22 protein-coding genes are annotated in these 25,175 nt (G+C 57.5%); 3 read left to right on the top strand and 19 right to left on the bottom strand.

Features of this window, described 5'->3' with window-relative positions; all coding sequences use genetic code 11:
* Nucleotides 1-34: 34 nt before the first annotated feature.
* The 11 genes from GTP46_RS09705 to GTP46_RS09655 all read right to left on the bottom strand — a co-directional run bounded on the left by GTP46_RS09705 (nucleotide 35) and on the right by GTP46_RS09655 (nucleotide 10,250).
* Nucleotides 35-580: a F0F1 ATP synthase subunit delta gene (locus GTP46_RS09705; RefSeq protein ID WP_161006424.1), complete on the bottom strand. Its 546-nt coding sequence runs from the start codon at nucleotides 578-580 to the stop codon at nucleotides 35-37.
* Between the two features lie 2 nt (nucleotides 581-582).
* Nucleotides 583-1,053, bottom strand: coding sequence for a F0F1 ATP synthase subunit B (locus GTP46_RS09700; protein ID WP_161006423.1), 471 nt, complete (start codon nucleotides 1,051-1,053; stop codon nucleotides 583-585).
* A 42-nt stretch (nucleotides 1,054-1,095) separates the two neighbouring features.
* Nucleotides 1,096-1,374 carry a F0F1 ATP synthase subunit C gene (gene atpE / locus GTP46_RS09695; protein WP_092280734.1) on the bottom strand — a complete coding sequence of 93 codons (279 nt, stop codon included), beginning with the start codon at nucleotides 1,372-1,374 and terminating at the stop codon, nucleotides 1,096-1,098.
* A 59-nt stretch (nucleotides 1,375-1,433) separates the two neighbouring features.
* On the bottom strand, nucleotides 1,434-2,228 hold the full coding sequence (gene atpB / locus GTP46_RS09690; RefSeq protein WP_161006422.1) for a F0F1 ATP synthase subunit A: 795 nt from the start codon (nucleotides 2,226-2,228) through the stop codon (nucleotides 1,434-1,436).
* A gap of 21 nt (nucleotides 2,229-2,249) precedes the next feature.
* Complete coding sequence (locus tag GTP46_RS09685; RefSeq protein ID WP_371869610.1) at nucleotides 2,250-2,615, bottom strand: ATP synthase subunit I; 366 nt, start codon at nucleotides 2,613-2,615, stop codon at nucleotides 2,250-2,252.
* A gap of 181 nt (nucleotides 2,616-2,796) precedes the next feature.
* Nucleotides 2,797-4,914 carry a cellulase family glycosylhydrolase gene (locus GTP46_RS09680; protein ID WP_161006421.1) on the bottom strand — a complete coding sequence of 706 codons (2,118 nt, stop codon included), beginning with the start codon at nucleotides 4,912-4,914 and terminating at the stop codon, nucleotides 2,797-2,799.
* 79 nt (nucleotides 4,915-4,993) lie between these two features.
* Nucleotides 4,994-5,863, bottom strand: coding sequence for a ParB/RepB/Spo0J family partition protein (locus GTP46_RS09675; RefSeq protein ID WP_161006420.1), 870 nt, complete (start codon nucleotides 5,861-5,863; stop codon nucleotides 4,994-4,996).
* A gap of 9 nt (nucleotides 5,864-5,872) precedes the next feature.
* Nucleotides 5,873-6,643 (bottom strand): ParA family protein, encoded by a 771-nt coding sequence (locus tag GTP46_RS09670; protein ID WP_161006419.1) that lies wholly within the window; start codon nucleotides 6,641-6,643, stop codon nucleotides 5,873-5,875.
* 112 nt (nucleotides 6,644-6,755) lie between these two features.
* Nucleotides 6,756-7,406: a 16S rRNA (guanine(527)-N(7))-methyltransferase RsmG gene (rsmG, locus tag GTP46_RS09665; RefSeq protein ID WP_161006418.1), complete on the bottom strand. Its 651-nt coding sequence runs from the start codon at nucleotides 7,404-7,406 to the stop codon at nucleotides 6,756-6,758.
* Complete coding sequence (gene mnmG / locus GTP46_RS09660) at nucleotides 7,403-9,328, bottom strand: tRNA uridine-5-carboxymethylaminomethyl(34) synthesis enzyme MnmG (RefSeq protein ID WP_161006417.1); 1,926 nt, start codon at nucleotides 9,326-9,328, stop codon at nucleotides 7,403-7,405. The genes rsmG and mnmG overlap by 4 nt, the downstream gene beginning before the upstream one ends.
* A 157-nt stretch (nucleotides 9,329-9,485) precedes the next feature.
* A complete protein-coding gene (locus tag GTP46_RS09655; protein ID WP_161006588.1) occupies nucleotides 9,486-10,250 on the bottom strand; it encodes a sulfite exporter TauE/SafE family protein in 765 nt (254 codons plus the stop codon).
* Nucleotides 10,251-10,373: 123 nt separating this feature from the next.
* On the opposite strand from GTP46_RS09655, the gene GTP46_RS09650 reads away from it, so the two are divergent.
* Nucleotides 10,374-11,531 carry an iron-containing alcohol dehydrogenase gene (locus GTP46_RS09650; protein ID WP_161006416.1) on the top strand — a complete coding sequence of 386 codons (1,158 nt, stop codon included), beginning with the start codon at nucleotides 10,374-10,376 and terminating at the stop codon, nucleotides 11,529-11,531.
* On the opposite strand, the gene GTP46_RS09645 is transcribed toward GTP46_RS09650, so the two are convergent.
* From GTP46_RS09645 to GTP46_RS09610, 8 genes are all read right to left on the bottom strand, one after another.
* Entirely contained in the window at nucleotides 11,528-13,585 is a 2,058-nt protein-coding gene (locus tag GTP46_RS09645) for a 3-hydroxybutyrate oligomer hydrolase family protein (protein WP_161006415.1), read from the bottom strand. The two genes, GTP46_RS09650 and GTP46_RS09645, sit on opposite strands and share 4 nt — an antisense overlap.
* A gap of 7 nt (nucleotides 13,586-13,592) precedes the next feature.
* Nucleotides 13,593-14,567, bottom strand: coding sequence for a branched-chain amino acid ABC transporter permease (locus GTP46_RS09640; RefSeq protein ID WP_161006414.1), 975 nt, complete (start codon nucleotides 14,565-14,567; stop codon nucleotides 13,593-13,595).
* Entirely contained in the window at nucleotides 14,567-15,451 is an 885-nt protein-coding gene (locus GTP46_RS09635; protein WP_161006413.1) for a branched-chain amino acid ABC transporter permease, read from the bottom strand. Before GTP46_RS09635 ends, GTP46_RS09640 begins: the two co-directional genes overlap by 1 nt.
* Nucleotides 15,452-15,518: 67 nt before the next feature.
* The gene (locus GTP46_RS09630) at nucleotides 15,519-16,715 is read right to left on the bottom strand and encodes an ABC transporter substrate-binding protein (protein ID WP_161006412.1); all 1,197 of its coding nucleotides are present in this window, start codon (nucleotides 16,713-16,715) and stop codon (nucleotides 15,519-15,521) included.
* Nucleotides 16,716-16,736: 21 nt separating this feature from the next.
* Nucleotides 16,737-17,444, bottom strand: coding sequence for an ABC transporter ATP-binding protein (locus tag GTP46_RS09625; RefSeq protein ID WP_092280762.1), 708 nt, complete (start codon nucleotides 17,442-17,444; stop codon nucleotides 16,737-16,739).
* Complete coding sequence (locus tag GTP46_RS09620; protein ID WP_161006411.1) at nucleotides 17,444-18,214, bottom strand: ABC transporter ATP-binding protein; 771 nt, start codon at nucleotides 18,212-18,214, stop codon at nucleotides 17,444-17,446. Before GTP46_RS09620 ends, GTP46_RS09625 begins: the two co-directional genes overlap by 1 nt.
* Nucleotides 18,215-18,320: 106 nt before the next feature.
* Nucleotides 18,321-19,931: a GMC family oxidoreductase gene (locus GTP46_RS09615; protein WP_161006410.1), complete on the bottom strand. Its 1,611-nt coding sequence runs from the start codon at nucleotides 19,929-19,931 to the stop codon at nucleotides 18,321-18,323.
* Between the two features lie 13 nt (nucleotides 19,932-19,944).
* Nucleotides 19,945-20,982, bottom strand: coding sequence for an NAD(P)H-dependent flavin oxidoreductase (locus GTP46_RS09610; RefSeq protein WP_161006409.1), 1,038 nt, complete (start codon nucleotides 20,980-20,982; stop codon nucleotides 19,945-19,947).
* Nucleotides 20,983-21,328: 346 nt separating this feature from the next.
* Between GTP46_RS09610 and GTP46_RS09605 the strand changes: the two genes are divergently transcribed.
* The gene (locus GTP46_RS09605; protein ID WP_229258874.1) at nucleotides 21,329-24,112 is read left to right on the top strand and encodes a bifunctional diguanylate cyclase/phosphodiesterase; all 2,784 of its coding nucleotides are present in this window, start codon (nucleotides 21,329-21,331) and stop codon (nucleotides 24,110-24,112) included.
* 327 nt (nucleotides 24,113-24,439) lie between these two features.
* The gene (locus GTP46_RS09600; protein ID WP_161006408.1) at nucleotides 24,440-25,126 is read left to right on the top strand and encodes a 5'-methylthioadenosine/adenosylhomocysteine nucleosidase; all 687 of its coding nucleotides are present in this window, start codon (nucleotides 24,440-24,442) and stop codon (nucleotides 25,124-25,126) included.
* The last annotated feature ends 49 nt before the right edge of the window (nucleotides 25,127-25,175 follow it).

Genomic DNA, 25,175 nt, shown 5'->3' with positions numbered 1-25,175 from the left:
AGAATCTGTTCTAAGCCGGTTACCGAGGTTGAACTCAGGCGACCAGTGCAACACGCATTTGCTGCAGCTTGGCGCGCACCGAAGTGTCCAGCACTTCGTCGCCGACCACCACGCGCACACCACCGATCAGGGCTGGGTCCACGGTCACTACCGGGTTCAGCTTGCGGCTGAATTTCTTTTCCAGCGTTGCGATCAGGGTGCTGACTTGCGCAGCGTCCAGTTCAAAGGCACTGGTGATTTCCGCGTCTGCCGCACCTTCCGCAGCGTTTTTCAACGCCAGGAATTGCGCGCCGATTTCCGGCAGCAGACTGATACGGCCATTTTCCACCAGCATGGTCAGGAAGTTATTGGCTTCCGTGTTGACTGGGGTTTTCACCAGCGCCTTGAAGGCGGCGACGATATCGCTGGCCGACGCTTTCGGGTTGCGGGCAAATGCTTGCACCTCGGGGTGGGAACCGATCTGGGTCAATTCAGACACCAGTTCGGACCACGCCGCGAGGTTGAACGATTCCTTACCTGCTTGGGCTACGCGGAACAAAGCTTCCGCGTAGGGACGGGCGACGGTTGCGTTTTCTGCCATGATTACAGCTCGACAGCCAGGCGCGACAACAGTTCGGCGTGGGCCGAGGCGTTGACTTCGCGCTTGAGGATTTGCTCGGCGCCCTTCACAGCCAGGTCAGCCACCTGAGCGCGCAGCGCTTCACGCGCCTTGGCCAGTTGCTGCTCGGCTTCGGCTTTAGCTTGCGCAATAATGCGGTCCGCTTCAGCTTGTGCATTCGCTTTGATTTCTTCGGCGACCAGTTGCGCGCGCTTTTCAGCGTCAGCAACACGTTGCGAAGCTTCTTCGCGTGCACCGGCCAGTGCTTCAGTGGCGCGCTTTTCAGCGACAACCATTGCTTGCTGGCCTTGGTCGGCCGCAGCCAGACCATCAGCGATACGCTTGGCACGCTCATCCAACGCTGCGTTCAGCGATGGAAATACGAACTTCATCGAGACCCAGACCAACACCGCGAAGGTGATCATCTGACCGATGAGAGACATATTGATGTCCATACCTTTGCTCCTAACTAAAAGTTTCTCCTAGGGTGGAGCAGATTACTGAGCAACAGCTTGCAGAGCAGCCAGGAATGGGTTGCTGAAGGTGTACAGCAGAGCAACACCAACGCCGATCATCGAGATTGCATCCAGCAGACCAGCGATAACGAACAGTTTGGTTTGCAGTTGTGGCATCAGTTCTGGTTGACGAGCCGAAGCTTCCAGGAATTTACCGCCCAGAATGGCGAAACCCAGAGCGGTACCGATAGCGGCCAGGCCGATGATGATAGCGGCTGCCAGAACGGTCATGCTTTGTACTTGTGCGATCAGAGCTTGCATTGAAATTTCTCCTAAGATTTAAAAAAGACTACAGATACTAAAAGATTAAAAACGAATAATTAGTGCTTCTCAACCGCAATGGCCAGATACACAACCGTCAGCGCCATGAAGACAAACGCTTGCAGGGTCACTACCAGAATGTGGAAGATTACCCACGGACCACCGAGCAGCCACTGCGCCCACCAAGGCAACAGAGCGATCAGGATGAACAGCAGTTCGCCGGCGTACATATTGCCGAACAAACGCAGCGACAGCGACAGTGGCTTAGCCAGCAACTCGATCAACTGGAAAGCCAGGTTGACCGGCGCCAGCACCACGGCCATGAAGCCATGCGCGTGGAACGGTGCGGTCAGCAGCTCTTTACCCCAGCCGCCGAGACCTTTGGCTTTGATCGAGAAACCAATAATGCACAGCATGACGCCGAAGGACATGCCGAAAGTGTGATTGACGTCAGCGGTCGGCACGACGCGCAGCTTGTGGACGCCAACGAAGGACAGCAGCTTAGGCAGCAGGTCGACTGGCAGGAAGTCCATGGCGTTCATCAGCCAAACCCAGCAGAAGATAGTGATGGCCAGTGGCGCAATCACTTTGCTCTTGGCGTGGAAGGCCGAGTTGACCACTTCGTTGACCAGCTCCATGACGGCTTCGACGAAGTTTTGCAGCTTGCCTGGTACGCCGGCGGTCGCACGGCGCGATGCCATGTAGAAGACACCGAGGAAAATCAGACCCAGAATGGCCGAAACCCAGAACGTGTCCAGGTTAAATGCGCCATCAGCCGACTTCAGGTGGCTCAAGTGGTGTTGGATATACTCGATATTTGTGGGCGCTTCGTGCCCGACGTGTTCAGTGGTCATAAAAATATAAGATTTTGGTGATTAAATTGCGAGCAATGCCAGCCAGTAGGCGAAGGTCGACATCGCGAAACCCAAGATCAGCCATAACCATGAGGCCGACTGAAACAACACTAGTGCCAACACAAACAGCACTACTGTGATAAAAATCTTCATTACTTCCGCGCGCACATGCGCACGTAAAGCGACTTTGGCGTCATTTGCCCCGCGCGCAACAAAAATCGCGTACATCAGGCTCCCGATGACTGCGATTGCTCCGCCATAAGCGGCCGACCAAGCTTTGAGTACTCCGCCCAAGTTCCAGGCGAGCAAGGCAAACCCAGTTGCGATGGCAAACTGGAGGGCGACGACTCGGAACACCGGCTGGGAGATGCTCGTGGAACTACTCACTGCGAGCCTCCCTTAAAAGCCGATTAAACCAAAGACGCGTGATTATATGTGTCTTTCCTGTATCACGTCAAACATGCTGCACCGCAGCAGAGCATTTAGTGCACGAATGAGACGCTTTTAGAAACATTTCAGCGGCCTTTGCACCAAGTTGAAGCGAGTTATGCGTTTGACAAACTGGGGCTCAAAAACCGCAGAGTTCGGCCACGGCCGCCTCGACGCGCGAGGGGTAGAGTGAGACGTCGGTGTCGGCGCTTACCGGGGTCAGCAAGGCGCGCCCGACCGTCACCGCATTGTTGCCTGCGTAGCAATTGCGGCGCTGTGGCGTGTTCAGGCTGGCAGTGAAGGCGGTTGCCAGCGCTGCTTTTTTACTGCCGGTGGCGGCATCGCGTTTGCCTTGTACGCTGGTAGCGCCCTGGCCACCAACATAGATGGCCGCCACCGCCTGCGCTTTTTCCAGGCCGAAGTAGTTGAGGTTGTCACTCCAATACAGCAGGCCGTCGACATCCGGCTGGCGGTTGAACAAGTTGAGATAGATTTGCTGGACATAGGCCGCCGTACGGTCGGGCGTGTAGCGGTCCTTGAAGGGCGCACTGGCATACAGTCCGTCCAGCATCTGGCGCATGACCGGTTCGGTGCGATACGCCTCCAGCACGGCGGCCATGGTTGGCTGCAAGACCAGGCCACGGCGGCGCATGTCAGCAGCAAGATCGTCCAACTGCGTGGCAAAATTTGCCAGTCCGGCCGGATCGGCCGGGAAACCGAGATACGCCATGTACAACTGCTGCACCACCGGCGTCCAGCGCGCGCGCTGCACCAGTTTGCCTGCCGGCTTGAGTTGGCCATCCGGCGTCAACACCGAGTAGCCTTGCTGGTTGGGGCTGGGCGACAGCGACCACAGCATGAATCCGTGGTCGGCCACTGCGAGGCCATCGAGGAAGCGCTGGTAATAGTCGGCGTTGAAATTCTCGTCCGGGTCGGCACTGCCGAACTCGCCGATCACCAGCGGCACGGCGCTGCCATATTCACGGCGCATCTCGCGTAGCGCGGCGCTCTCGACAAAGTTGACTTGTTCCAGGCTGGCGCTGTCGCGGCTGTTGGCCGCTATATATAAGTGCGGGCTGGCGAACGAGGAAATGTCTTTCCAATATTTGAGCAGTGGCAGCTGGGCTTCGCCGACCGTGGTCGGATGCACTCCATCGTTGGCGCGCACCAGGTTGTACATGGAGTCGACCGCGCGCACCACCGAAGCGTAGTCGCTGTCCGCATGCAGGCAGTCGAAGGCCAGTGCGTTCCACATCGGCTCGTTCATGATGTCCCAGGCCAGCAAGGCATGGTGCGACTTGAAGGCCTTGATGAAAGCGTCGGCGCTGTCGCGCACGTCGAGGAAGCTTTTCTTCCAATAGCAGTTGGCGTCGTACTTGGTGTAGCCGTCCAGCACCAGGATCACCTTCAGCCCGGCGGCATCGGCCTTGTCCATGAAGGACTGCACCTTGGTGATCACGCCACGGGTCAGCACGGTGCTGCTGGTTTCAGCGCCCCACTCTTTCTTGCCAGGATCGGCGCACACATTCTGGTAGCGCGAACTGGCCGGGATCCAGTCGGCCGGCGCGCCCGGAGTTTTGGGCGGCAAGATCACTGCCATGCGCAGCACGTTCAGGCCCATGGTCACCGCATGGTCGATGATGGCGTCGGCATCGGTGCCTTCCGGCAGCCAGGCCGTGTGGTCGCACAGGCGGTTGTCTTCGTAGGTTTGCATCAGTACGTTGGCGCCGCGGAAGCTGGCGGCGCTGAACGCGGCCGGATCAACGGTTACCGGCGGTGCAATGGGCGGCGCCAGCGAACGGACTGCCGGCGCGTTGAACAACTCCACCAGCGTGCTGGCACCAGAGTCGAGCCACTGCACGTATTCCTGCACCAGGCCCCATTGGAAATAGCAATCGCGCATTTGCGCATTAGCGGTGGCGTCGCAGGAACGCGCGTCACTGACGGCGACGTCGAAGGTAAAGGTGTACTCAGCATTCGGCGCGACTTCCACTCCCGGCGGCAAGTCGACGCGCGCGCTTCCCCAGCGGCCGTTGTCTTGGGGACGCAGCGCCCCGAGACGGTACTGGCCGCTGGTCCATTTGGTGGTGCCGGTGTTTTTATAGGTGACGGAAACCGAATAGGTCTTCCCCACCTGCATGGTGTGGGGCACGCTCTGGGAAATAAAGGTGGCGCCGGCCGCTGCCAGGGCGTGGCCATGCAGCAGCAATGCGGCTGCACCGGCGCACAGCGCCTTTAACAATACACTTTTCGGCATTCATCTTATCCATTAGAGAATGTTGCCAAATAAGTATATCGTATTTTATAACTAATTTCCCAGAGTTAATTCAACTAGTTTAAGCGCGCAGGCGGGCGAGGACGCCGTCAAGGATGTCGAGGTCGGCAAAGTCGATGATCATCTGGCCGCGTCCTTTGGTACCCATCTTGAACACCACCGGGGTGGCCAGGGCGTCGGACAGCTCTTCTTCCAGGCGGACGATGTCGCCCGACTTTTCCTTGGCCCGTGCTTCTTTTGGCGACGACTTCAACTCTTCCAAGGTCCTGGCCACCAGCTTTTCGGTTTCACGCACCGACAAGCGCTTGGCGACCACCATGTTGGCGAGGTTGATCTGGGTCGCGGCATCCACCGACAGCAGCGCGCGCGCGTGGCCCATGTCGATATCGCCGGCCATCAGCATGGTTTGCACCGGCGATGCCAGGTTCATCAGGCGCAGCAAGTTGGACACCGCACTGCGCGAACGGCCCACCGCAGTGGCGGCCTGCTCGTGGGTAAAACTGAAATCGGTAATCAGGCGATGGATACCCTGCGCCTCTTCCAGCGGATTCAAATCCTCCCGCTGCATGTTTTCGATCAGCGCCATTGCGGCGGCGGCCTGGTCGTCTACATCGCGCACCAACACCGGGAGCACTTCCAGACCGGCCAATTGCGCAGCGCGGAAACGGCGCTCGCCGGCGATGATCTCGTATTTATCCTTGGCGATCGGGCGCACCAGGATAGGCTGCATGATGCCCTGGGTTTTGATCGAGGCGGCCAGCTCTTGCAGGCCGCCCTCGTCCATGCGGGTACGCGGCTGGTATTTACCAGCCTGCATCTGGGTGACGTTCAGTTCCGACGGTGTGTTGGCATCCGCAGTGTTGAGATCGCCGTCACCGCCCAGCAGCGCGTCGAGGCCGCGACCCAAGCCTTTGAGTTTTTTAGTTGCCATGTCTCTGCCTTACATTTTTTTGATGCGCTTGACCATCTCGGCGCCGAAGGCGATGTACGCCTGTGCACCCTTGGAGGTCGGATCGAAGGTGACGCCCGGCACGCCGTACGACGGCGCTTCGGCCAGACGCACGTTGCGCGGGATGATGGTCTTGAAGACCTTGTCGCCGAAGTGCTGCTCGAGCTGGGCCGACACTTGCTGCGACAGCGTCATGCGCGGATCGAACATCACGCGCAGCAGGCCGATGATCTTCAGGTCCGGGTTCAGGTTGGCGTGCACCTTCTTGATGGTGTTGACCAGATCGGACAAACCTTCCAGCGCGTAGTACTCGCACTGCATCGGGATGATCACGCCGTGCGCGGCGCACAGGCCGTTCAGCGTCAGCATCGACAGCGCCGGCGGGCAGTCGATCAAAATGAAATCGTACTCTTTATCCACAGCGGCCAGCGCGTCCTTCAGGCGGCGCTCGCGGTTGTCCAGTTCCACCATCTCCACTTCCGCACCAGCCAGTTCGCGGTTGGACGGCAGCACGTCGAAGTGGCCGGGCTCGGAACGCTGGCGTGCAGCTGCTACGTCCGCCGTGCCCAGCATAACCTCGTAGGTCGATGCTTTCAGTCCTGCTTTGTTGATGCCTGCGCCCATCGTGGCATTGCCCTGTGGGTCGAGGTCGACCAGCAATACGCGCTGGTCCAGTTTTGCCAAACCGGCGGCGAGGTTAACAGTCGTGGTAGTTTTACCTACGCCACCCTTTTGATTTGCTACGCAAAAAATTTTTGCCATGTATTTCTTATCGTGTGTTGAAGCTATTGATTTATACGATATAAACTGTATAAACGATTTATACCGTTTATACTATTTATACGATATAAACCATTTATACCGTATAAACCGTTTATGCAGTTTCGGCTTTGATGAAAACCAGATGACGCTCTGCGTCCAGCCCTGGCACTGCCAAAGGCTCTAATTTCTGCACTTTCCAGGGGGCTGGCAGTCGCTCTCGCTCCTCTGCCGGCGCCGTCCCTTTCAAGGCGATGAATTGCCCGCCCTCTTGCAGCAGGTGCCCGGACCAGTTGAGGAAGTCCGACAGGTCTGCGAACGCCCGCGAAGTAATGACGTCGAATTTCGTCTTCACTTCCAGCTCCTGCACCTTCTTGGTGTACACCGTCACATTGCCCAGCTCCAGCTCCGCCTTCACCTGGTTGAGGAAGGCGGTCTTCTTGTGCACCGTGTCGATCATCGACACTTTCATGTCCGGGCGGCTGATCGCCAGCACCATGCCCGGCAAGCCGCCCCCTGCTCCCACGTCCAGCACGTTGGCCGCATCCTTGAATGCAGGCACAGCGGTCAGCGAGTCCAGCAAGTGCAGTTTCACCATTTCCAATGGATCACGCACTGAGGTCAGGTTGTAGACCGAGTTCCACTTGTTCAGCAGGTGCAGGTAGTCCAGCAGCTTTTCTACCTGTACCTCGCTCAGCTCCAACGGCAGCTGTTTGATGCCTTGTTTCAGAACATCCGCTACTACTTCGCGGTTAAACACCTTCATGCTGCCTCTTCTTTATTTACAAAACCGCCGAAACCGGCTTTCTTCAAATGCACCAGCAGCAGCGAAATCGCCGCCGGGGTCACGCCCGAAATACGCGATGCCTGGCCCAAGGTTTCCGGACGCTGCGCGTGCAACTTCTGGCGCACTTCCACCGACAGCGCGGTGATGTCCAGATAGTTGAAACCTTCCGGCAATTTCAGGTTTTCGTAGTGCTCGTGGCGCTCTACTTCCTTGGTCTGGCGATCGATGTAGCCCGAATATTTGAGCTGGATTTCGATCTGTTCTTTGACCGCAGCATCGCTTTCGCCAGGGCCGGCCAGCTCGCGGCCGTCCACACCTTTCAGCGTCATCAGCTTGTCGTACTCCACGCCCGGACGGCGCAGCAGGTCGGCCAGCGAGTATTCACGCTCGATGGCCTGGCCAATCACGCGCTCGGATTCAGCGGCTTCCAGGATACGTGGGTTCACCCACGTGGAGCGCAAGCGTTCCAGTTCCTTGGCCACCGACTCGCGTTTGCGATCGAAGGATTCCCACTGCGCGTCGCCAACCACGCCCAATTTGCGGCCGATTTCGGTCAGGCGCATGTCGGCGTTATCTTCACGCAGGCTCAAGCGATACTCGGCCCGGCTGGTGAACATGCGGTACGGCTCCATCACGCCTTGGGTGACGAGGTCGTCGACCATCACGCCGAGGTAGGCTTCCGAACGCGCTGGCGTCCAGGCTTCTTTGCCCTGGGTTTGCAGTGCGGCGTTGACGCCTGCCAGCAAACCTTGGGCTGCCGCTTCTTCGTAACCGGTGGTGCCGTTGATCTGGCCGGCGAAGAACAGACCGTTGATGGCCTTGGTTTCCAGCGATGCTTTCAGGCCGCGCGGGTCGAAATAATCGTATTCAATGGCGTAGCCCGGACGCAAGATGTGGGCGTTTTCCATACCCTTCATCGAGCGTACCAACTCAATCTGCACATCGAATGGCAGGCTGGTTGAGATGCCGTTTGGATAGAACTCGTTGGTGGTCAGGCCCTCCGGTTCGAGGAAGATCTGGTGCGATTCCTTGGACGCGAAACGGTGAATCTTGTCTTCAATCGAAGGGCAATAGCGCGGGCCGACACCTTCGATGACCCCGGTGTACATCGGGCTGCGGTCCAGGCCACCACGGATAATGTCGTGGGTTTTCTGGTTGGTGTGGGTTACCCAGCACGGCATCTGTTCAGGGTGCATGTCAGCATTGCCCATCACCGAGAACACTGGCACTGGGTCCAGGTCGCCCGGCTGCTCGGTCATTTGCGAGAAGTCCATGCTGCGGCCATCGATGCGTGGCGGCGTACCGGTCTTCAGGCGACCTTGCGGCAGCTTCAGTTCTTTCAGGCGGGCCGACAGCGAAACGGCTGGCGGATCACCGGCACGGCCGCCCGAGTAGTTGTTCAGGCCAACGTGGATTTTACCGTCGAGGAAAGTACCGGCGGTCAGCACCACGGCTTGTGCGGCAAACTTCAGGCCGATCTGGGTGACGGCGCCGACTACGCGGTCGCCCTCCACCATCAAGTCGTCTACAGCCTGCTGGAACAGCCACAGGTTAGGCTGGTTTTCCAGGCGCGAACGGATCGCGGCCTTGTACAAGATACGATCGGCCTGGGCGCGAGTCGCGCGCACAGCAGGGCCTTTGGAGGAATTCAGGATGCGGAACTGGATGCCCGATTCATCGGTAGCGATCGCCATAGCGCCGCCCAAGGCATCGACTTCTTTGACCAGATGGCCTTTGCCGATACCGCCGATGGATGGATTGCACGACATCTGGCCTAGCGTCTCAATGTTGTGGGTGAGCAGCAGCGTCTTCTGTCCCATACGGGCAGAAGCAAGGGCGGCCTCGGTACCGGCGTGTCCACCGCCGACAACGATGACGTCGAAATTCGTAGGAAATAACATGGTGGAAAGTTTAAAGCGAAGGGATCAAGTACAGATTATAGAGTTTTTTTGATGCTGCGACTTTTTTAGGCAAAAATATTCTTTACTGTGTTCCACGTGAAACAATGAAAAAAGGGCACTGATGTGCCCCTTTACTAATGTTCCACGTGAAACAGTATCACCAACGCAACCACGCATCGTGACCGGTCTTAACAATAAGTACAGACACCACCACAAGGAATAGCTTACGTACGAAACCACTACCGTGCTTCATTGCCATGCGTGAACCGATCAAGGAGCCCGCGATCTGGCAGACAGCCATTGTCAGGCCCAGTTCCCAAATCAAGTGGCCACTGTAGCCAAACCACACCAGCGCAGCAAAGTTGCATGCGACGTTGACGATCTTGGCCACAGCCGAAGCGCCGAGGAAGTCAAAGCCAAACACGCGCACGAACAGGAACACCAGGAAGCTGCCGGTGCCCGGGCCAAAGAAGCCGTCGTAGAAACCGATGGCCGCGCCGACTACCAGCGCCAGCGACTGCTCCTTGGTGCCCGAGTGAATCGGTGCGTGTACGCTGCCGAAGTCCTTCTTGGCAAAGGTGTAGATGGCTACAGCCAGCAGCACGATCGGCAGGGCAATCCGCATGAAGTCAGCCGACACCTTGGTTACCGTGTATGCGCCGAGGAAGGCGAATACCAGCGCCGCCAATGCGGCAGGCGTTGCCACCGTCCAGGCGATTGCCACGCGACGCGCGTAGCTGACAGCCGCCACGCTGGTGCCGAAGATGCTGGCCAGCTTATTGGTGCCGATCAGCGTGGCCGGGGCCATGTTCGGGAACACCGTGAACATGGTCGGCAACTGGATCAGCCCTCCTCCGCCAACCACCGCATCGACCAAACCTGCGCCAAACGCGGCCACACCCAACACCCAGAAGTCCACCATGATCCCGTCTTTCTTAGCTTGCAAAGGCTCTATTGTACGGAAGAAATCTACGCGGGCTTATGCGGATCCGGCATGGCTTGGAGTAAGCTAGGCGGTGAAATCCACCTTTAAACGGATGCCGTCATGACCGGTTTTGCTTTCAGTACTGTGTCTCAGATCGTCTCTGAGCTGGGCGCGGCCAAGCGTCTCGGCGAGCACGTCGCGCAGCGTTTCCCGGATGCCCGGCGTGCCCTGCTAGTGACAGATCCCGGCTTCCTGCGGACCGGGCTGGTGGATGTGCCGGCTGCTAGTTTGCAGGCAGCGGGACTGGCGGTGGAGATCTATTCAAAGGTGATGGCCGATCCGCCCGAGGCGGTGGTACTGGAAGCGGTAGCGGCGGCACGGGCGTTCCATGCCGACATCATCATCGGCCTGGGTGGCGGCAGTTCGATGGATGTCGCCAAGCTGATTGCTGTGCTGGCAGACAGCGAGCAGCCCATCAACGCCATCTACGGCATCGGTAATGTGAAGGGCAAGCGGCTACCGCTGGTGCAGATTCCGACCACTGCTGGAACCGGATCGGAGGTCACCAACATCGCCATCGTGACCACCGGCGCTACCACAAAGATGGGCGTGGTAGCACCTCAACTCTATGCGGATTTGGCATTGCTGGATGCGGAGCTGACCGTCAGCCTGCCACCAGCCGTGACCGCTGCCACCGGTATCGATGCGATGGTGCACGCCATTGAAGCCTACACCAGCAAGCACAAAAAGAATCCACTGTCCGACGTGTTGGCGCGCAAGGCACTGGGATTGCTGTCGGCGAACCTGATTACGGCGTGCGAGGATGGCTACAACCTGGCGGCGCGGCAGGCCATGCTATTCGGTGCGCTGCTGGCCGGGCAGGCGTTTTCCAATGCACCGGTGGCGGCGGTGCATGCGCTGGCTTATCCGATCGGCGGGATATTTCACGTGCCACATGGGCTGTCGAATTCGCTGGTACTGCCGCATGTGCTACGTTTCAATGCGCTGGAGGCGGCCGGGCTGTATGCAGAGTTGGCGGAGATTGTGGTGCCGGCCGCCAGCGGCAGCATCGAGGCGAGGGCAGAAGCGCTGGCTGTTGCCATGCAGCAAATCGCCATCGTGACGGGGATAGAGCGGACCTTGCAGCAGGTCGGCATCACGGAAGCGGATCTGGACCGGCTGGCAGATGACGCCATGCTCCAGACCCGCCTGCTGGGGAATAATCCCCGCACCGTCACGCGCGACGATGCGAGGGCGATCTACGCAGCAGCGCTTTAATCCGGCACCGCCACCGTGGTACCGGTGACCGTGATGGTGTTAGCCGCTGCCGGTGCGGCGGCGATCGGCGGCAGGTTGGCGGTGGTGATGAGGCTGGTGTTATCCGGCCGCGTAATCGTCCGCACGACTTGCGACGGCGGCAGCGCGGCCGAGCTGCGCAGGTTGGCCAGCATCGCATCCAGCGCCCGGAACAGGTAGACGTGTAGCGGCACAATATTGGCCGAGAACACGTTGCTGAACGAGTCGAAATGATTGGCATTGGTCACCTCGATGTAGCGCAGCTTGCTTGCGCTGCCCTCCGCTGATGCATTCAATCCCACGTACGCACGCGAAGCAAAGTTCACTGGAATCAAGGCATCGCTGCGGCCATGCACGATGATGGCGGGCTTGCCGCGCAGATTGCCGGTCGCCGCTACTTCGGCCATGCCCGCCCTCACCCGCGTGCTTTGCGCTGCCAGCGCGCCGGTCAACGCCGCGCCGCTGAGAGCGTCCACACCGGTCGCCAGCGAGCGCAGGCAGAGGAAACCATCAAGCGACTGGTCCGCCTGCCCGGTGCTCGGTGAGATGCCGAAGTTGTAAGCCTTGGCGCCTCCGACAGAATCTTCGTACACCACGCTGCCAATAATCCCGTTCTGCGTGGCGAAGCTGGATGACTTCTGCGCCGCGGTGAACGCCACCGGCACACCACTCGCATCGGTTGGCGCAAACGTAAAACCACAGACCTTGTCGGTCACGGAAAACTTGCCGTAAGCGTAGGCATAGGTCGCAGCGACCAGGATATTGGTACCCGCATGCGCCGCTTGCAGCACGTCGGAATCTGCCAACCAGCCGTAAGCCTTGAGCCGTGCCTTGGCATCATTCTGCTGCGCCAGCAGATCGCCGCCACTCAGCAAACCTTTCGCCACCAGCGCCGTGCAGCGTCCAGGCGCTGCCGCCGTAGCGGCGATGCACGGCTGGTACAGCGCGGCATAGGTCGAGTAATCGAACAGCGCCTTGCCCTGTCCGCTCACCGCCGAAGCGCCCTGCCGCACCGTGTAGCCGCTGGCCGTCTTGGGCTGGATCTGTGGCTCGCTCGCGGCCACGCCGGAGATCAGGCCCTTGCTGTCCTGCTCCGCCGCCAGCAAGGCCGAACCGGCGCCGTTGGAAATGCTGGAGGCGATGGTGATCGTATTCTTCGGCGACAGCGCGACAAGGTGGCTCTTATTATCCTTGGCGAGCACGCCGTACTTTTCGTTCAGCACATAGAAGGCGAACTCCACCGCTTGCAAGGTCACTTTGCCCCAATCCTTCTCCGGGTTCTGCTGCGAGTGCGCATGCTTGAAGGCGACGCGGCCAGGATAAGCGGAGGCAAATGCCAGGCGCTCGGCATCGGTCAGCACCGGCGTGAAGATGCTGTTCTTGCCCGCCGCCGAGCGCGTGCCGCGCATGCCGTTCTGCAAGTTCACGCTGTCGTCGTCGAAGGTGTACAGGCCGGTGCCGCTACCCTTGTCGGCATACGCCACCGCGCAATTGTTCTTCAGGCCCCATTCGCCGGCGCTGCCGATCGCGCCGTAAATCCCGCGCGAGCCGCTCGATGTGCCGGTAACGATGCAGGGATTTTTCACGTCGAACCCGGCCGGCACCTGCACCATCAAAGTCACGTTCTGGTTGCCGCTACCATCGTCGCTGTAGGCGATGTACTCGCTACCGGCGATCATGCCCTCGCCCGCCCCAGCCACGCCCTTGGCATCGACATTGGGCCCGTACAGCGTGCCATAGCCGCTGTTGGCCGAGATATCCAGCACCGCCCGGTAATTGGCGTGGATGGCGTTGCGGCGCAGTTCGGTGGGAGTGGGATTAGCGGGATCCACGTAAGCCGGGGCGGCCAGTGCCAGTTTGGTCTTGCCCAGACCGGCAGTCAGCAAATCGTCGCTGACGCCGTCGTAGGTTTTGCTGCTGATGTCGCCGAGGTAGCTCGGCTTGAGGTTCAGGTCTTCCTTATCATTATGTTCGTTCGAGCCGCAGGCGGCGACTGCGATGCTGGCCAGCGCCAGCACAAGCGTTTTGATTTGCATATCGTCCTCACGTTGTTTTCCTCTTTCCGGCCAGGGAGATGAACTCGCCAATAATCCCGCGCCGGAACAACAGCACGCAAATAATGAAGATCAAGCCAACCACCATGTTGACCGCTTCACCGATGGTGTTAAACCACTCGATGCCGGACAAGCGGGCCAGCAGCGTGCCCCAGTCGCCCAGCTTGTTTTCCAGCGCAATGATGATGATCGCGCCCAGCATCGGCCCGGACAGCGTGCCCATGCCGCCGACCAGAGTCATCAGAATAACCAGACCAGACATGGTCCAGTGGACATCGGTCAATGTTTCGAAACCCAGTATCAAAGTTTTGCTGGCGCCAGCCAGTCCAGCCAGTGCGGCCGACAGCACGAAGGCCAATAGCTTGTATTTGTCGACGTCGTAGCCCAGCGAAATCGCGCGCGGTTCGTTTTCCTTGATCGCCATCAGCACCTGTCCAAACGGCGAGTGCACAGTGCGCACGATCAGCATAAAGGCCAGCACGCAGATGCCGAGGATGACGAAGTACAGCGTGGTGTCATTCGCCAGGTCGACCACGCCGAGGAATTTTCCACGTGGAACGCCTTGCAAACCGTCTTCACCGCCAGTGAACTCCCCTGCCCGCAACGCGCCGAAGTAGACCATCTGCGCCAGCGCCAGCGTAATCATCGAGAAGTAGATGCCCTGCCGGCGGATCGCCAGCGCGCCCATCACCAGACCGATCACGGCGCCCGCCGCCACGCCGGCCAGCAAGCCCAGCTCCATCGGCCAGCCCCAGTTTTTGATCGCGTTGCCGGCCACGTAGCCGGCCATGCCGAAGAAGGCCGCGTGGCCGAAGGACAGCAAACCGGTAAAGCCGATTAGCAAATTGAAGGCGCAAGCGAACAGCGCAAAGCACAGCAGCTTGGACAGGAACACCGGGTAGCCGACAAACGGCGCGGCAAGGGCGATGGCAAAGGCGATCAGGTAGCCGATTTTCTTGTTCATTATTTTTCCTTACCAAACAGGCCGGCCGGGCGCAGCAGCAGTACCACCACCATCACCAGGAACACCACCGTCGACGAAAACTCCGGGTAGAACACCTTGGTCAGCCCCTCGATCACGCCCAGCCCCAGGCCGGTCAGGATGGAGCCCAGAATCGACCCCATGCCGCCGATCACTACAACGGCGAATACGACGATAATCAGGTTCTGCCCCATCAAGGGCTGCACCTGGATGATTGGGGCCGCCAGAACGCCTGCAAAGCCCGCCAAAGCGACGCCGAAGCCATAGGTCAGGGTCACCATCAGCGGCACGTTGATGCCGAACGCTTCCACCAGCTTGGGATTCTCGGTGCCGGCGCGCAGGTAAGCGCCCAGTTTGGTCTTCTCGATCACGAACCAGGTCGACAGGCAAACCACCAGCGATGCCACCACCACCCATGCGCGGTAGTTCGGCATCACCATGAAACCGAGGTCGGTCGCGCCAGCCAGCGCTTCCGGTACCTGGAACGGCTGGCCGGAGACGCCGTAGAACGAACGGAACACGCCTTCCACCAGCAGCGTGATGCCGAAGGTCAGCAGCAGGCCGTACAGGTGGTCCAGCTTGTACAAATGCCGCAGCATGGTCTTCTCGATGACGATGCCGAATGCGCCCACCGCCAGCGGCGCAAGGATCAGCACGGCCCAATAGTTGAGGCCGAGGTATTCGATGCCCATCCACGCCAGGAACGCGCCCATCATGTAGAGCGCGCCGTGGGAAAAGTTAATCACATTGAGCAGGCCGAAGATCACGGCCAGGCCGAGCGACAGCATCGCGTAGAACGAGCCGTTGACCAACCCCAACAGCAACTGGCTCAACATCGCGGGCAAAGGAACGCCGAAGATTTCCATGAGAATCCACAATCAGAGTAACAAGGAAAGACAGGCGCGGGCGCGCCTGCCCTGTGCACAACTCAGCTTATTTCCACAGGCTGCACTTGGTTTCCGCCTTGGTGGCGTAAGCCTGGTCGCCCGGGATGGTGGCGACAATCTTGTAGTAGTCCCACGGATACTTGGACTCGGACTGCTTCTTCACTTCCATCAAATACATATCGTGCACCATGCGGCCGTCCGGACGGATCACGCCGTTCTTGGCGAACATGTCGTTGATCTTGTTGGACTTGAGGTAGGCGATCACCTTGTCAGCATCATCAGTGCCGATCGCTTTCACCGCCTTCAGGTAATTGCTGGCGGCCGAGAAGTCGGCGGCCTGCAGCATCGACGGCTCCTTCTTCATTTTTTCGAAGTAGCGTTTCGACCAGGCGCGGGTTTCCGGATTAGCGTCCCAGTACCAGCCGTCGGTCAGGTACATGCCTTGGGTTAGGTTCAGGCCCAGCGAGTGCACATCGTTGATGAAGATCAGCAGGCCGGCCAGCTTCATCTTCTTGGTGATGCCGAATTCGTTGGCCGCCTTGATCGAGTTGATCGCATCGCCGCCGGCATTGGCCAGGCCAAGAATCTGCGCGCCCGACGATTGTGCCTGCAGCAGGAAGGACGAGAAGTCCGACGCCGACAGCGGATGCTTGACCGCGCCCAGCACCTTGCCGCCGCCCGCCTTCACCACTTCCGCCGTATCTTTTTCCAGCGACTGGCCGAACGCGTAGTCGGCGGTCATGAAATACCAGTTCTTGCCGCCCTGCTTCACAATCGCGCCACCGGTGCCGCGTGCCAGCGCGATGGTGTCATAGGCGTAGTGAATCGTGTACGGCGTGCACTCCTCATTGGTCAGGCGAGCCGAGCCAGCACCAATCGAGATGAAGACTTTTTTCTTTTCTGCGGCGATCTTCGCCATCGCCAGGTTGGCGCCAGAGTTGGTGCCGCCGATCAGCATGTCCACGCCCTGCTGGTCGAACCATTCACGCGCTTTGGAGGCGGCGATGTCGGCTTTGTTCTGGTGGTCGGCCGAGATGAATTCGATCTTCTTGCCGTTGATGTTGCCGCCGGCATCGGCAATCGCCATCTTCACGGCTTCAGCGCCGCCGGCGCCATCGATGTCTGTGTACAAACCGGACATGTCGGTAATCATGCCGATCTTGATGGTGTCGCCGGAAATCTGTGCTTGAGCGGACCAGGATGCGCAAGCGGCTACTGCGAGGGTGATAGCTTTGATTTTCATTTTTCGTCTCCCTACCAAGGTTTAGACACCCAATAGCTCGGTCAACACCGGCATCTTGGCGCTCAACTCAGATGCAACAAAGGTCTCCACGATCTGACCGTGTTCCATCACATAAAACCGATCCGCCAGTGGGGCGGCAAACCGGAAATTCTGTTCCACCATGACGATGGTGTAGCCCTTGGATTTGAGCGTGGTGATCATGCGCGCCAAACCTTGCACGATCACCGGCGCCAGGCCCTCGGAAATTTCATCCAGCAGCAGCAAGCGCGCGCCGGTGCGCAGGATGCGCGCCACCGCCAGCATCTGCTGTTCGCCGCCCGACAAGCGTGTGCCCTGGCTGTGTTTGCGCTCTTCCAGATTCGGGAACATCGCGTAGATTTCCGCCACCGACATGCCCTTGTCCGCGCCGTTCAGATGCGGCGGCAGCATCAGGTTTTCTTCGGTCGACAGCGAGGAAAAAATGCCGCGTTCCTCAGGGCAGTAGCCGATGCCGAGGTGGGCAATTTTGTGCGTCTGCAAGCCGATCGCTTCGTTGCCGTTGACCTTGATCGAGCCCTTGCGCGCGCCGGTCAGGCCCATGATGGCGCGCAGCGTGGTGGTGCGACCGGCGCCGTTGCGCCCCAACAGCGTCACCACTTCGCCCGGCTGCACCGTCATGTTGACGTTGTGCAGGATGTGCGATTCGCCGTACCACGCTTGCAGGTTCGAGATTTCCAGAGCGGCCGTCATCAATGCGCTCCTTCCAGCACTGCGGCTTCCGTACCCATGTAGGCTTCCATCACTTGCGGGTTGGTCGAGACCTCGGCGTAAGTGCCTTCGGCCAGCATGGCGCCACGCTGCAGCACCGAGATTTTGTCGCAGATGCCGGACACCACTTTCATATTGTGTTCAACCATCAAAATGGTGCGGCCGGCAGAGACTTTTTTGATCAACTCGGTTACACGGTGAACATCTTCGTGGCCCATGCCTTGCGTCGGTTCATCCAGCAGCATCAGTTCCGGTTCCATCGCCAGCGTAGTGGCGATTTCCAAAGCGCGCTTGCGGCCGTAAGGCATATCGACGGTGATGGTGTCGGCAAATTCGGTGAGATCGACTTCGGCCAGCAGTTGCATGGCGCGCTCGTTAAGCTTGTCCAGCGCGCGTTCGCTTTGCCAGAAATGGAAGCTGGTGCCAAGCTGGCGCTGCAAGCCTATACGGACATTTTGCAGCACCGTCAGGTGCGGAAATACGGCAGAAATCTGGAACGACCGGATCACGCCCATACGGGCAATCTGCGCCGGCCGGGCGGACGTGATGTCGTTACCGTTGAACAGAATCTGGCCGGATGTCGGCACCAGGAACTTGGTCAGCAAATTGAAGCATGTGGTTTTTCCGGCCCCGTTAGGACCGATTAGCGCATGGATGTGGCCACGCTGTACTTTCAGATTCACATCATTGACCGCAGTAAAACCCTTGAATTCCTTGGTCAAGTGCTTTGTTTCCAAGATAACGTCGGACATCCTGTCTCCTTGTTATTCTTTTCAAAGTACTAAAGTTTTTTAGATCATACACAGTAACAAATTAGCTAACAATACAGTATAACTACCGTTGATTTTTGATCTAAATTCAAACGCCACGGATTAACTGTGCTGCTTTTTCGGCGATCATGATCGTCGGGGAATTAGTGTTTCCAGAGGTGATGAATGGCATGATGGACGCATCCACAACGCGCAAGCCGGCCACGCCTTTCACTCGCAATTGGCTATCGACCACAGCAGTCGGATCATCGGCGCGGCCCATCTTGCAAGTGCCGACGGGATGGAAAATCGTGGTGCCGATAGCGCCCGCAGCGTCAGCCAGTTCCGCCTCCGTGCGGTAATGCAGGCCAGGTTTGTATTCTTCCGGCGCATACTTTTGCAAGGCCGGCGCGGCGACAATCTGGCGCGTCAACGTGAGCGCTTGCGCCGCCACCTTGCGATCTTCCGATGTGCTCAGATACAGGGGCGAGATTTTTGGCGGCGCATACGGATCGGCACTGGCGATGCGCACGTGGCCGCGCGAGGTCGGCCGCAAGTTGCACACACTGGCCGTGAAAGCAGGGAAGGTGTGCAAAGGTTCGCCGAACTTTTCCAGCGACAGCGGCTGCACGTGATACTGTAAATTCGGCGTTTGCTCGCTGGCGCTGGAACGCGCAAACGCACCCAGCTGCGACGGCGCCATCGACATCGGACCGCTCTGGAACAGCGCATATTCAAGACCGATGCGCGCCTTGCCGAGCCAGCTGGAAGCCATGGTATTTAAAGTACGCGCACTACTGCCAAGCTTGTAAATCATGCGCAGTTGCAAGTGATCTTGCAGGTTTTCACCCACGCCAGGCAGATCGATTAACGGCGTGATGCCGAGCTCGTGCAAACGCGCCGCTGATCCGATGCCGGAGCACTGCAAAATCTGCGGACTCCCAACGGAACCAGCTGCCAGCAAGGTTTCTTTATGTGCAGTGGCTAAATATTTTGTATCGCCGCCAGTGAAAATCACGCCCTTGCAAACGCCCTCTTCAATCTGCAACCGTTCCACGTGACACCCGGTCATGATAGTCAGGTTGGGGCGTCGCGATGCCGGTTTCAAAAACGCCTTGGCCGCGTTCCAGCGTATGCCGCGCTTTTGATTCACTTCGAAATAACCGCAGCCAGCGTTGTCGCCACGGTTGAAATCATCTACTTTCTGAATGCCGGTTTGCTCGGCGGCGTCGCGGAACGCGTCCAGTATTTGCCACGACAAGCGCTGCTTTTCCACGCGCCACATCCCGCCTTCGCTGTGGAATTCCGATGCGCCGCCGTGGTAATCCTCGCTCTTCTTGAACAGCGGCAGCACAGACTCCCAGCGCCAGCTATCGTCGCCGGTGAGCGCGGCCCAGCGGTCGTAATCACCGGCCTGGCCGCGCATGTAAATCATGCCGTTAATGGAAGAACTGCCGCCCAGCACTTTGCCGCGCGGGTACAGCAAGCTGCGACCGCCAAGGCCGGGATCGGCTTCGGTGCGGAATCGCCAGTCGGTGCGGGGATTGTCGATGCAGTGCAAATAGCCGACGGGGATATGGATCCACACATAATCGTCGCGGCCGCCTGCTTCGATCAGCAGGACTTCTTTATCCTTGTCGGCGCTGAGCCGGTTAGCCAAAACGCAGCCAGCCGAGCCTGCGCCTATGATGATGTAATCGTAGCTTCCTGCTGATTCCAAACAGCCTCCTGATTTATTCTGCGCTGATCTCCGCCAGCAAAGTCTCCACCAATTTCGCCGCCGGCATGGGCCGCGCACGGGACACGCCGGTGCCGCACCAGAGCGACATCAGTTCAGTCTCGCCGCGCCTGGAGGCTTCTGCACGGATAAGCGAAGTTAATGCATTTTGAATAGGATATAACGGTAATTTACGTTCGATAGACGCCATTTCACGCATGAAGCGGTTTTCCAGCCCGCGTGCATAACGGCCGGAAAAAGTACGGGTCAGCCGGGTCGGCTGGTCGCCGGCAGTCAGCAAGCGCCGCTTGTACGCTGGATTGATACTGGATTCGTCGCACACCAGGAATGCCGTGCCCATCTGCACAGCTTGCGCGCCGCCGTCTAACGCGCGCTTGATATCGGCGCCGTTCATGATGCCGCCGGCCGAGATCACCGGGATATTGACTGCCGCAACAGCGGTCGGCAGCAATTCAAACGTCGTCAGCCTCGCATCTTCCTGCGCGCCGATGAAGGTGCCGCGATGTCCGCCCGACTCCACGCCGGAAGCAATCACCGCATCGGCGCCCCTGCTTTCCCAAGCCTGCGCTTCCTCAGCGTGGGTAATCGTGCCGATCACGAAAATGCCGGCATCATGCAAGCGCTGGATTTGCTGCGTACTCAGGATGCCGAAGGTAAAACTGGCCACAGCCGGCCGCAATTCAAGCAGGGTTTCAAACTGGGAAGTGAAGTCTTCGCACCATTTAGCCGGAGTTGGCAGCTCGTTCCAGCCAAATGACGACCAATACGGTTTAAGCCACTCTTTTGCCTGTTCTACCTCGGCCGCAGAAGGATCAGGCGTCTCCAGCACGAAAAAATTGAGGCAAAACGGTTTGCTGGTAAGGCTACGGATCTGCGCAGTCTGGGCACGCATCGTTTCCGGCGATAACAAGGAACAAGCTAGCGAACCCAGCGCGCCGGCATTCGACACCGCCGCCACTTGCGCGGGCGTGTTGTTCCCGCCAGCCGTAGGTCCCTGGATGATGGGATGAGGAAAAATCGATGCTAAGGTCATCAAATCCCCTATTTAGACCTGTGGATAAGCATATGGATATCCACAGGTGCCAAATGTGAGTAAACAAACCTGTTTTGGGGACGGCTTTTTTTATCCCAAAACAGTTCTTTGCTCATACAAGGTTTACGCATCCGCTTATACGGCTCGTAAACGCCTGATTTTAATCCAAAATGGTGACTTATCCACAGAAACATGTCGATGTTAACAACTATCACTATTTTTATATCTACTTACTTAGAGTAAACCATAAAACCCAAAAACCACAGGCGCAAGCGCCTGGAGGTTCGTTCCTGACTGAAACCCGATATACTGAATTGGCAAGCAAACAGCCTCTGCTGGAGTCGTTTTGCCCTCCCATCGCAAAAATCTCCTGTCGCCTGCCTATCTGCGGTTTCGGCGACGTTTGGTTACCAGCCTTTTTCTGATGGCAACGCTTGCCATTGCCGTCGTGGTCAGCCAGTTCCATACCTCCTACATAGAACGCGAACTTGCCGTTCAAACCCAGACTGAGCACTACGTAAAAGCCATGGAAGCGCATGTGCTCTACTCGATTCAGTCGGTAGATTTATCGCTGATTGGGTTTGCCAATGCCATCAAAGTCCTGCCTGCAAAACAAAGCCATTCGCCCGAAACGCTTTCGGACCTGCTTTCTTCACGCGGATCCAGCTTCGACAGCGATTACTGGATCACTTTCTTGGATGCCAAAGGCTATGCCATTGCCAGTTCGACTGGTGCCAATATCGCCGGCACTTCCTACGCTGATCGTGACTACTTCAAAATTCACCTCGACAACTCGCACAAGGGCAAGCTGTTCATTGGCGAACCATCCATCGGAAAAGTCAGCAAGAAAAAGCTGTTTTTTCTGAGTCGCAGGGTAGAAAGTGCGAAAGGCGAATTCCTCGGTGTCGTTGTAGCGCCGTTAAACGTCGACCGCTACGTCAAAGTCTTTGAGAACTCGCTGTTTAATTCGGATATCTCGATCACGCTGGTACATGGCGCTGGAAAAATCATCGCTCGCGCACCGCATTTTGAACAAGCGTTTGGGCGTGACATTGCTGTCAGCGCGCTGTTTGACAATGTGCATAGGGCTAATTCCGGCACGTACAAAACATTGAGCAGAATCGACAATGTCGTCCGAATTTTCAGCTACCGCGTGATTCAAGGATTGCCGCTCATCATGGTAGTGGGCAGCAATGACACTGAATCGGCCCGTTTGCTGTTGCGGAATTACCAGGTCGCCGGTGGTGGACTGACGATTTTGCTGTTACTGATGATGGGCGCAGGTCATTTTTCGTTGCGCACTTACACCAAGCAAGAAGAACGCGAGCTGCGCTATCGCACCTTGTACACCGCCAGCCGGGAAATGGAGCAGCAACTGCTGGCCAACGAAGAAGTGCGCAAAAAAAATGAGGAATCGCTGAAACTGACCGCGTTGCTATTCCAGAACAGCGGCGAAGGCATGATGGTGACCGATGCCGAAGGCAATATTCTGACCGTGAACCCGGCATTTTCCCTGCTCAGCGGCTACATCGAAAAAGAACTGATCGGCCATCGCGCCTACGAACTCACTTCCGGCCGCAACGACAAGGACTTCTTCGACCGTATGTTCGAATGCGTGACCAATACCGGCTACTGGAAAGGCGAATTGTGGCAACGCAATCGCGACGGCGAGGAATATCTGGTCTCGATGCTGGTCAACACCGTCTACGATGAACAGGGAAATCCTTTCCGCTACGTCGCTTTGCTCAGCGACATCACGAAAAAGAAGGCATCCGAAGAACTAATCTGGCGCCAGGCCAACTTCGATGCCCTCACCGGCTTACCCAACCGGCGCATGTTCCATGAGCATCTACGCCAGGAAATGAAAAAGACCGACCGCTCGCACTTGCCGATGGCGCTGGTTTTTGTCGATCTGGACTACTTCAAGGAAATCAACGACACCCTGGGGCATGACAAAGGCGATTTGCTGCTCAAAGAAGTGGCCACCAGGCTCTCCAGCTCAGTCCGCAGCACCGATACCGTCGCCCGCCTCGGCGGCGACGAGTTCACCGTCATCCTCAGCGAGCTGCGCAATGCTGGCGATGTGGTCCGCACGGCACAGGAAATCCTCAAGAAAATGAGCACGCCGTTCCAGTTGGGTGACGCAGTGGACAAACAAGTTGCGCATATTTCGAGCAGCATCGGCATCACTTTGTACCCGGAAGACGGCAAGGATGCTGAAACTTTAATCAAAAATGCCGACCAAGCCATGTACGTGGCCAAGCAGCAAGGACGCAACCGCTTCAACTACTTCGCGCCCTTCATGCAGGAGGCCACGCGCGTGCGCATGAATCTGGTCACAGAATTGCGCGAAGCGATGCTGCGTGACCAACTGCGCATCATGTACCAGCCGATTATCGACCTCTCCAACGGCGCCATCGTCAAGGCGGAAGCACTGGTGCGCTGGCAACATCCAACCCGTGGACTGCTGAACCCGGCGGAATTCATCGGCGTTGCCGAAAGCAGCGGCATGATTTTTGGTATCGGCGACTGGGTTTTCCGCCAGGCTGCGCGGGAAGTACAGAAATTGCAGGCGCTCAGCTCGCCAACTTTCCAGATCAGCGTGAACAAATCGGCCTGGCAGTTCCGTGATGACGGCAGCAATTACCAGGAATGGCTGAATTTCCTGCAAGAACTGCAGCTGAGTCCGAACAGCATCGTCATCGAAGTGACGGAAAGCCTGCTTTTAGAGACGGCCAACAACAATTCCGACCGTGTTCTAGCGTTCCAGCATGCCCACATGCAGCTTTCACTGGATGATTTTGGCTCCGGACACTGTTCGGTGGCCTTCCTGAAGCGCTTTTCCATCGATTACATCAAGATCGATCCCGCTTTTGTCCACCAAGGGACGGATGGAATGCTGATTTGTGAGGCAATTATTGCGATGGCTCACAAGTTGGGCATCAAAGTCATCGCCGAAGGCATAGAAACACAGCAACAACTGACGGCTCTGACAGCGGCTGGATGCGATTTAGGGCAGGGATATCTGTTCTCCAGGCCCATTTCAGCCGAAGAATTGGAGAAACAACTACAAAAGCAGTGCTCGCCTGTGAATAAGGTACTGGATATCCACAGGACGACTTGTGACTAAAGACTACTTTTGACCACAGGCCAATATTTTATCCAAAAACTGTTCCTTAGCTGATACAGCGCTTATTCAGCATCTTGTTTACGTTGTAAACAGATGATTCGTAAACGTATACATGAGTTATCCACAGAAATTTGCACGTTTACTATTACCACTATTTTTATATAAACCTTTTTGTAAACAACTAAAAGCATGAAATCTAAAGGCCTGCTCACCTTCTGAAAGCCATCTACACCTCAAAAAACGCCTTAAAATCCACTTTTTTTCGCTACGCGTTGTGGAAAAAGCCTGTGATCTCCACAGACGACAGCTCAAAATCAAAGGTAAAACATGCGTTTAGGCATCATTAGTGCATTGGCTGAAGAACAGCAGGGGCTGATAGAAGCCCTTGAGAGCCCTTCTAAGCACTTTCATGGCATGCGTGAGTACACGAGCGGAAAACTCTGGGAAATCGACGCTGTGTGCGTTTTATCGCGTATAGGCAAGGTTGCTGCTGCTATGACAGCTGCAATTCTTGTGGAGAAGTTCGAAGTTACCCACATAGTCTTCACGGGTGTTGCTGGAAGCGGGGATAAAAACGTCAAAGTTGGCGATATCGTGGTCGCTGATTCATTGATCCAGCACGACTTTGATGCCAGCCCGCTGTTTCCAAGACATGAAATCCCGCTGACGGGATTGTCACGCTTCGCCACCGACGTCACTTTGACGGAAAGATTGGCTGACGCTGCTGGGCAAATTACGCGCGTGCATCGCGGTTTGATTGCCAGCGGTGATCAATTTATAGGCAAATTAACGCAAATTCAGGCGCTGAAAGCGGAGTTGCCAAATTTGTTGGCAGTAGAAATGGAAGGCGCAGCAGTGGCGCAAGTATGCTTTGAGCTTGGCATTCCGTTTGCCGTGATCCGAACCATCTCAGACAGCGCCAATGACGACGCTGCGGTCGATTTCATGCATTTCATCAAAAACGTAGCCTCGCGCTACGCGTTTGATGTAATTCAGAATTTCTGCAAGGCATAAAAAACCGGGGTCAGTTCTGCCAATCGCACACGAACTCATGTACCAATGG

The organism is Duganella flavida (assembly GCF_009857445.1).
GTDB classification, from domain to species: Bacteria; Pseudomonadota; Gammaproteobacteria; order Burkholderiales; family Burkholderiaceae_D; genus Rugamonas; species Rugamonas flavida.
This window is presented reverse-complemented; position numbering and strand designations above follow the sequence as displayed.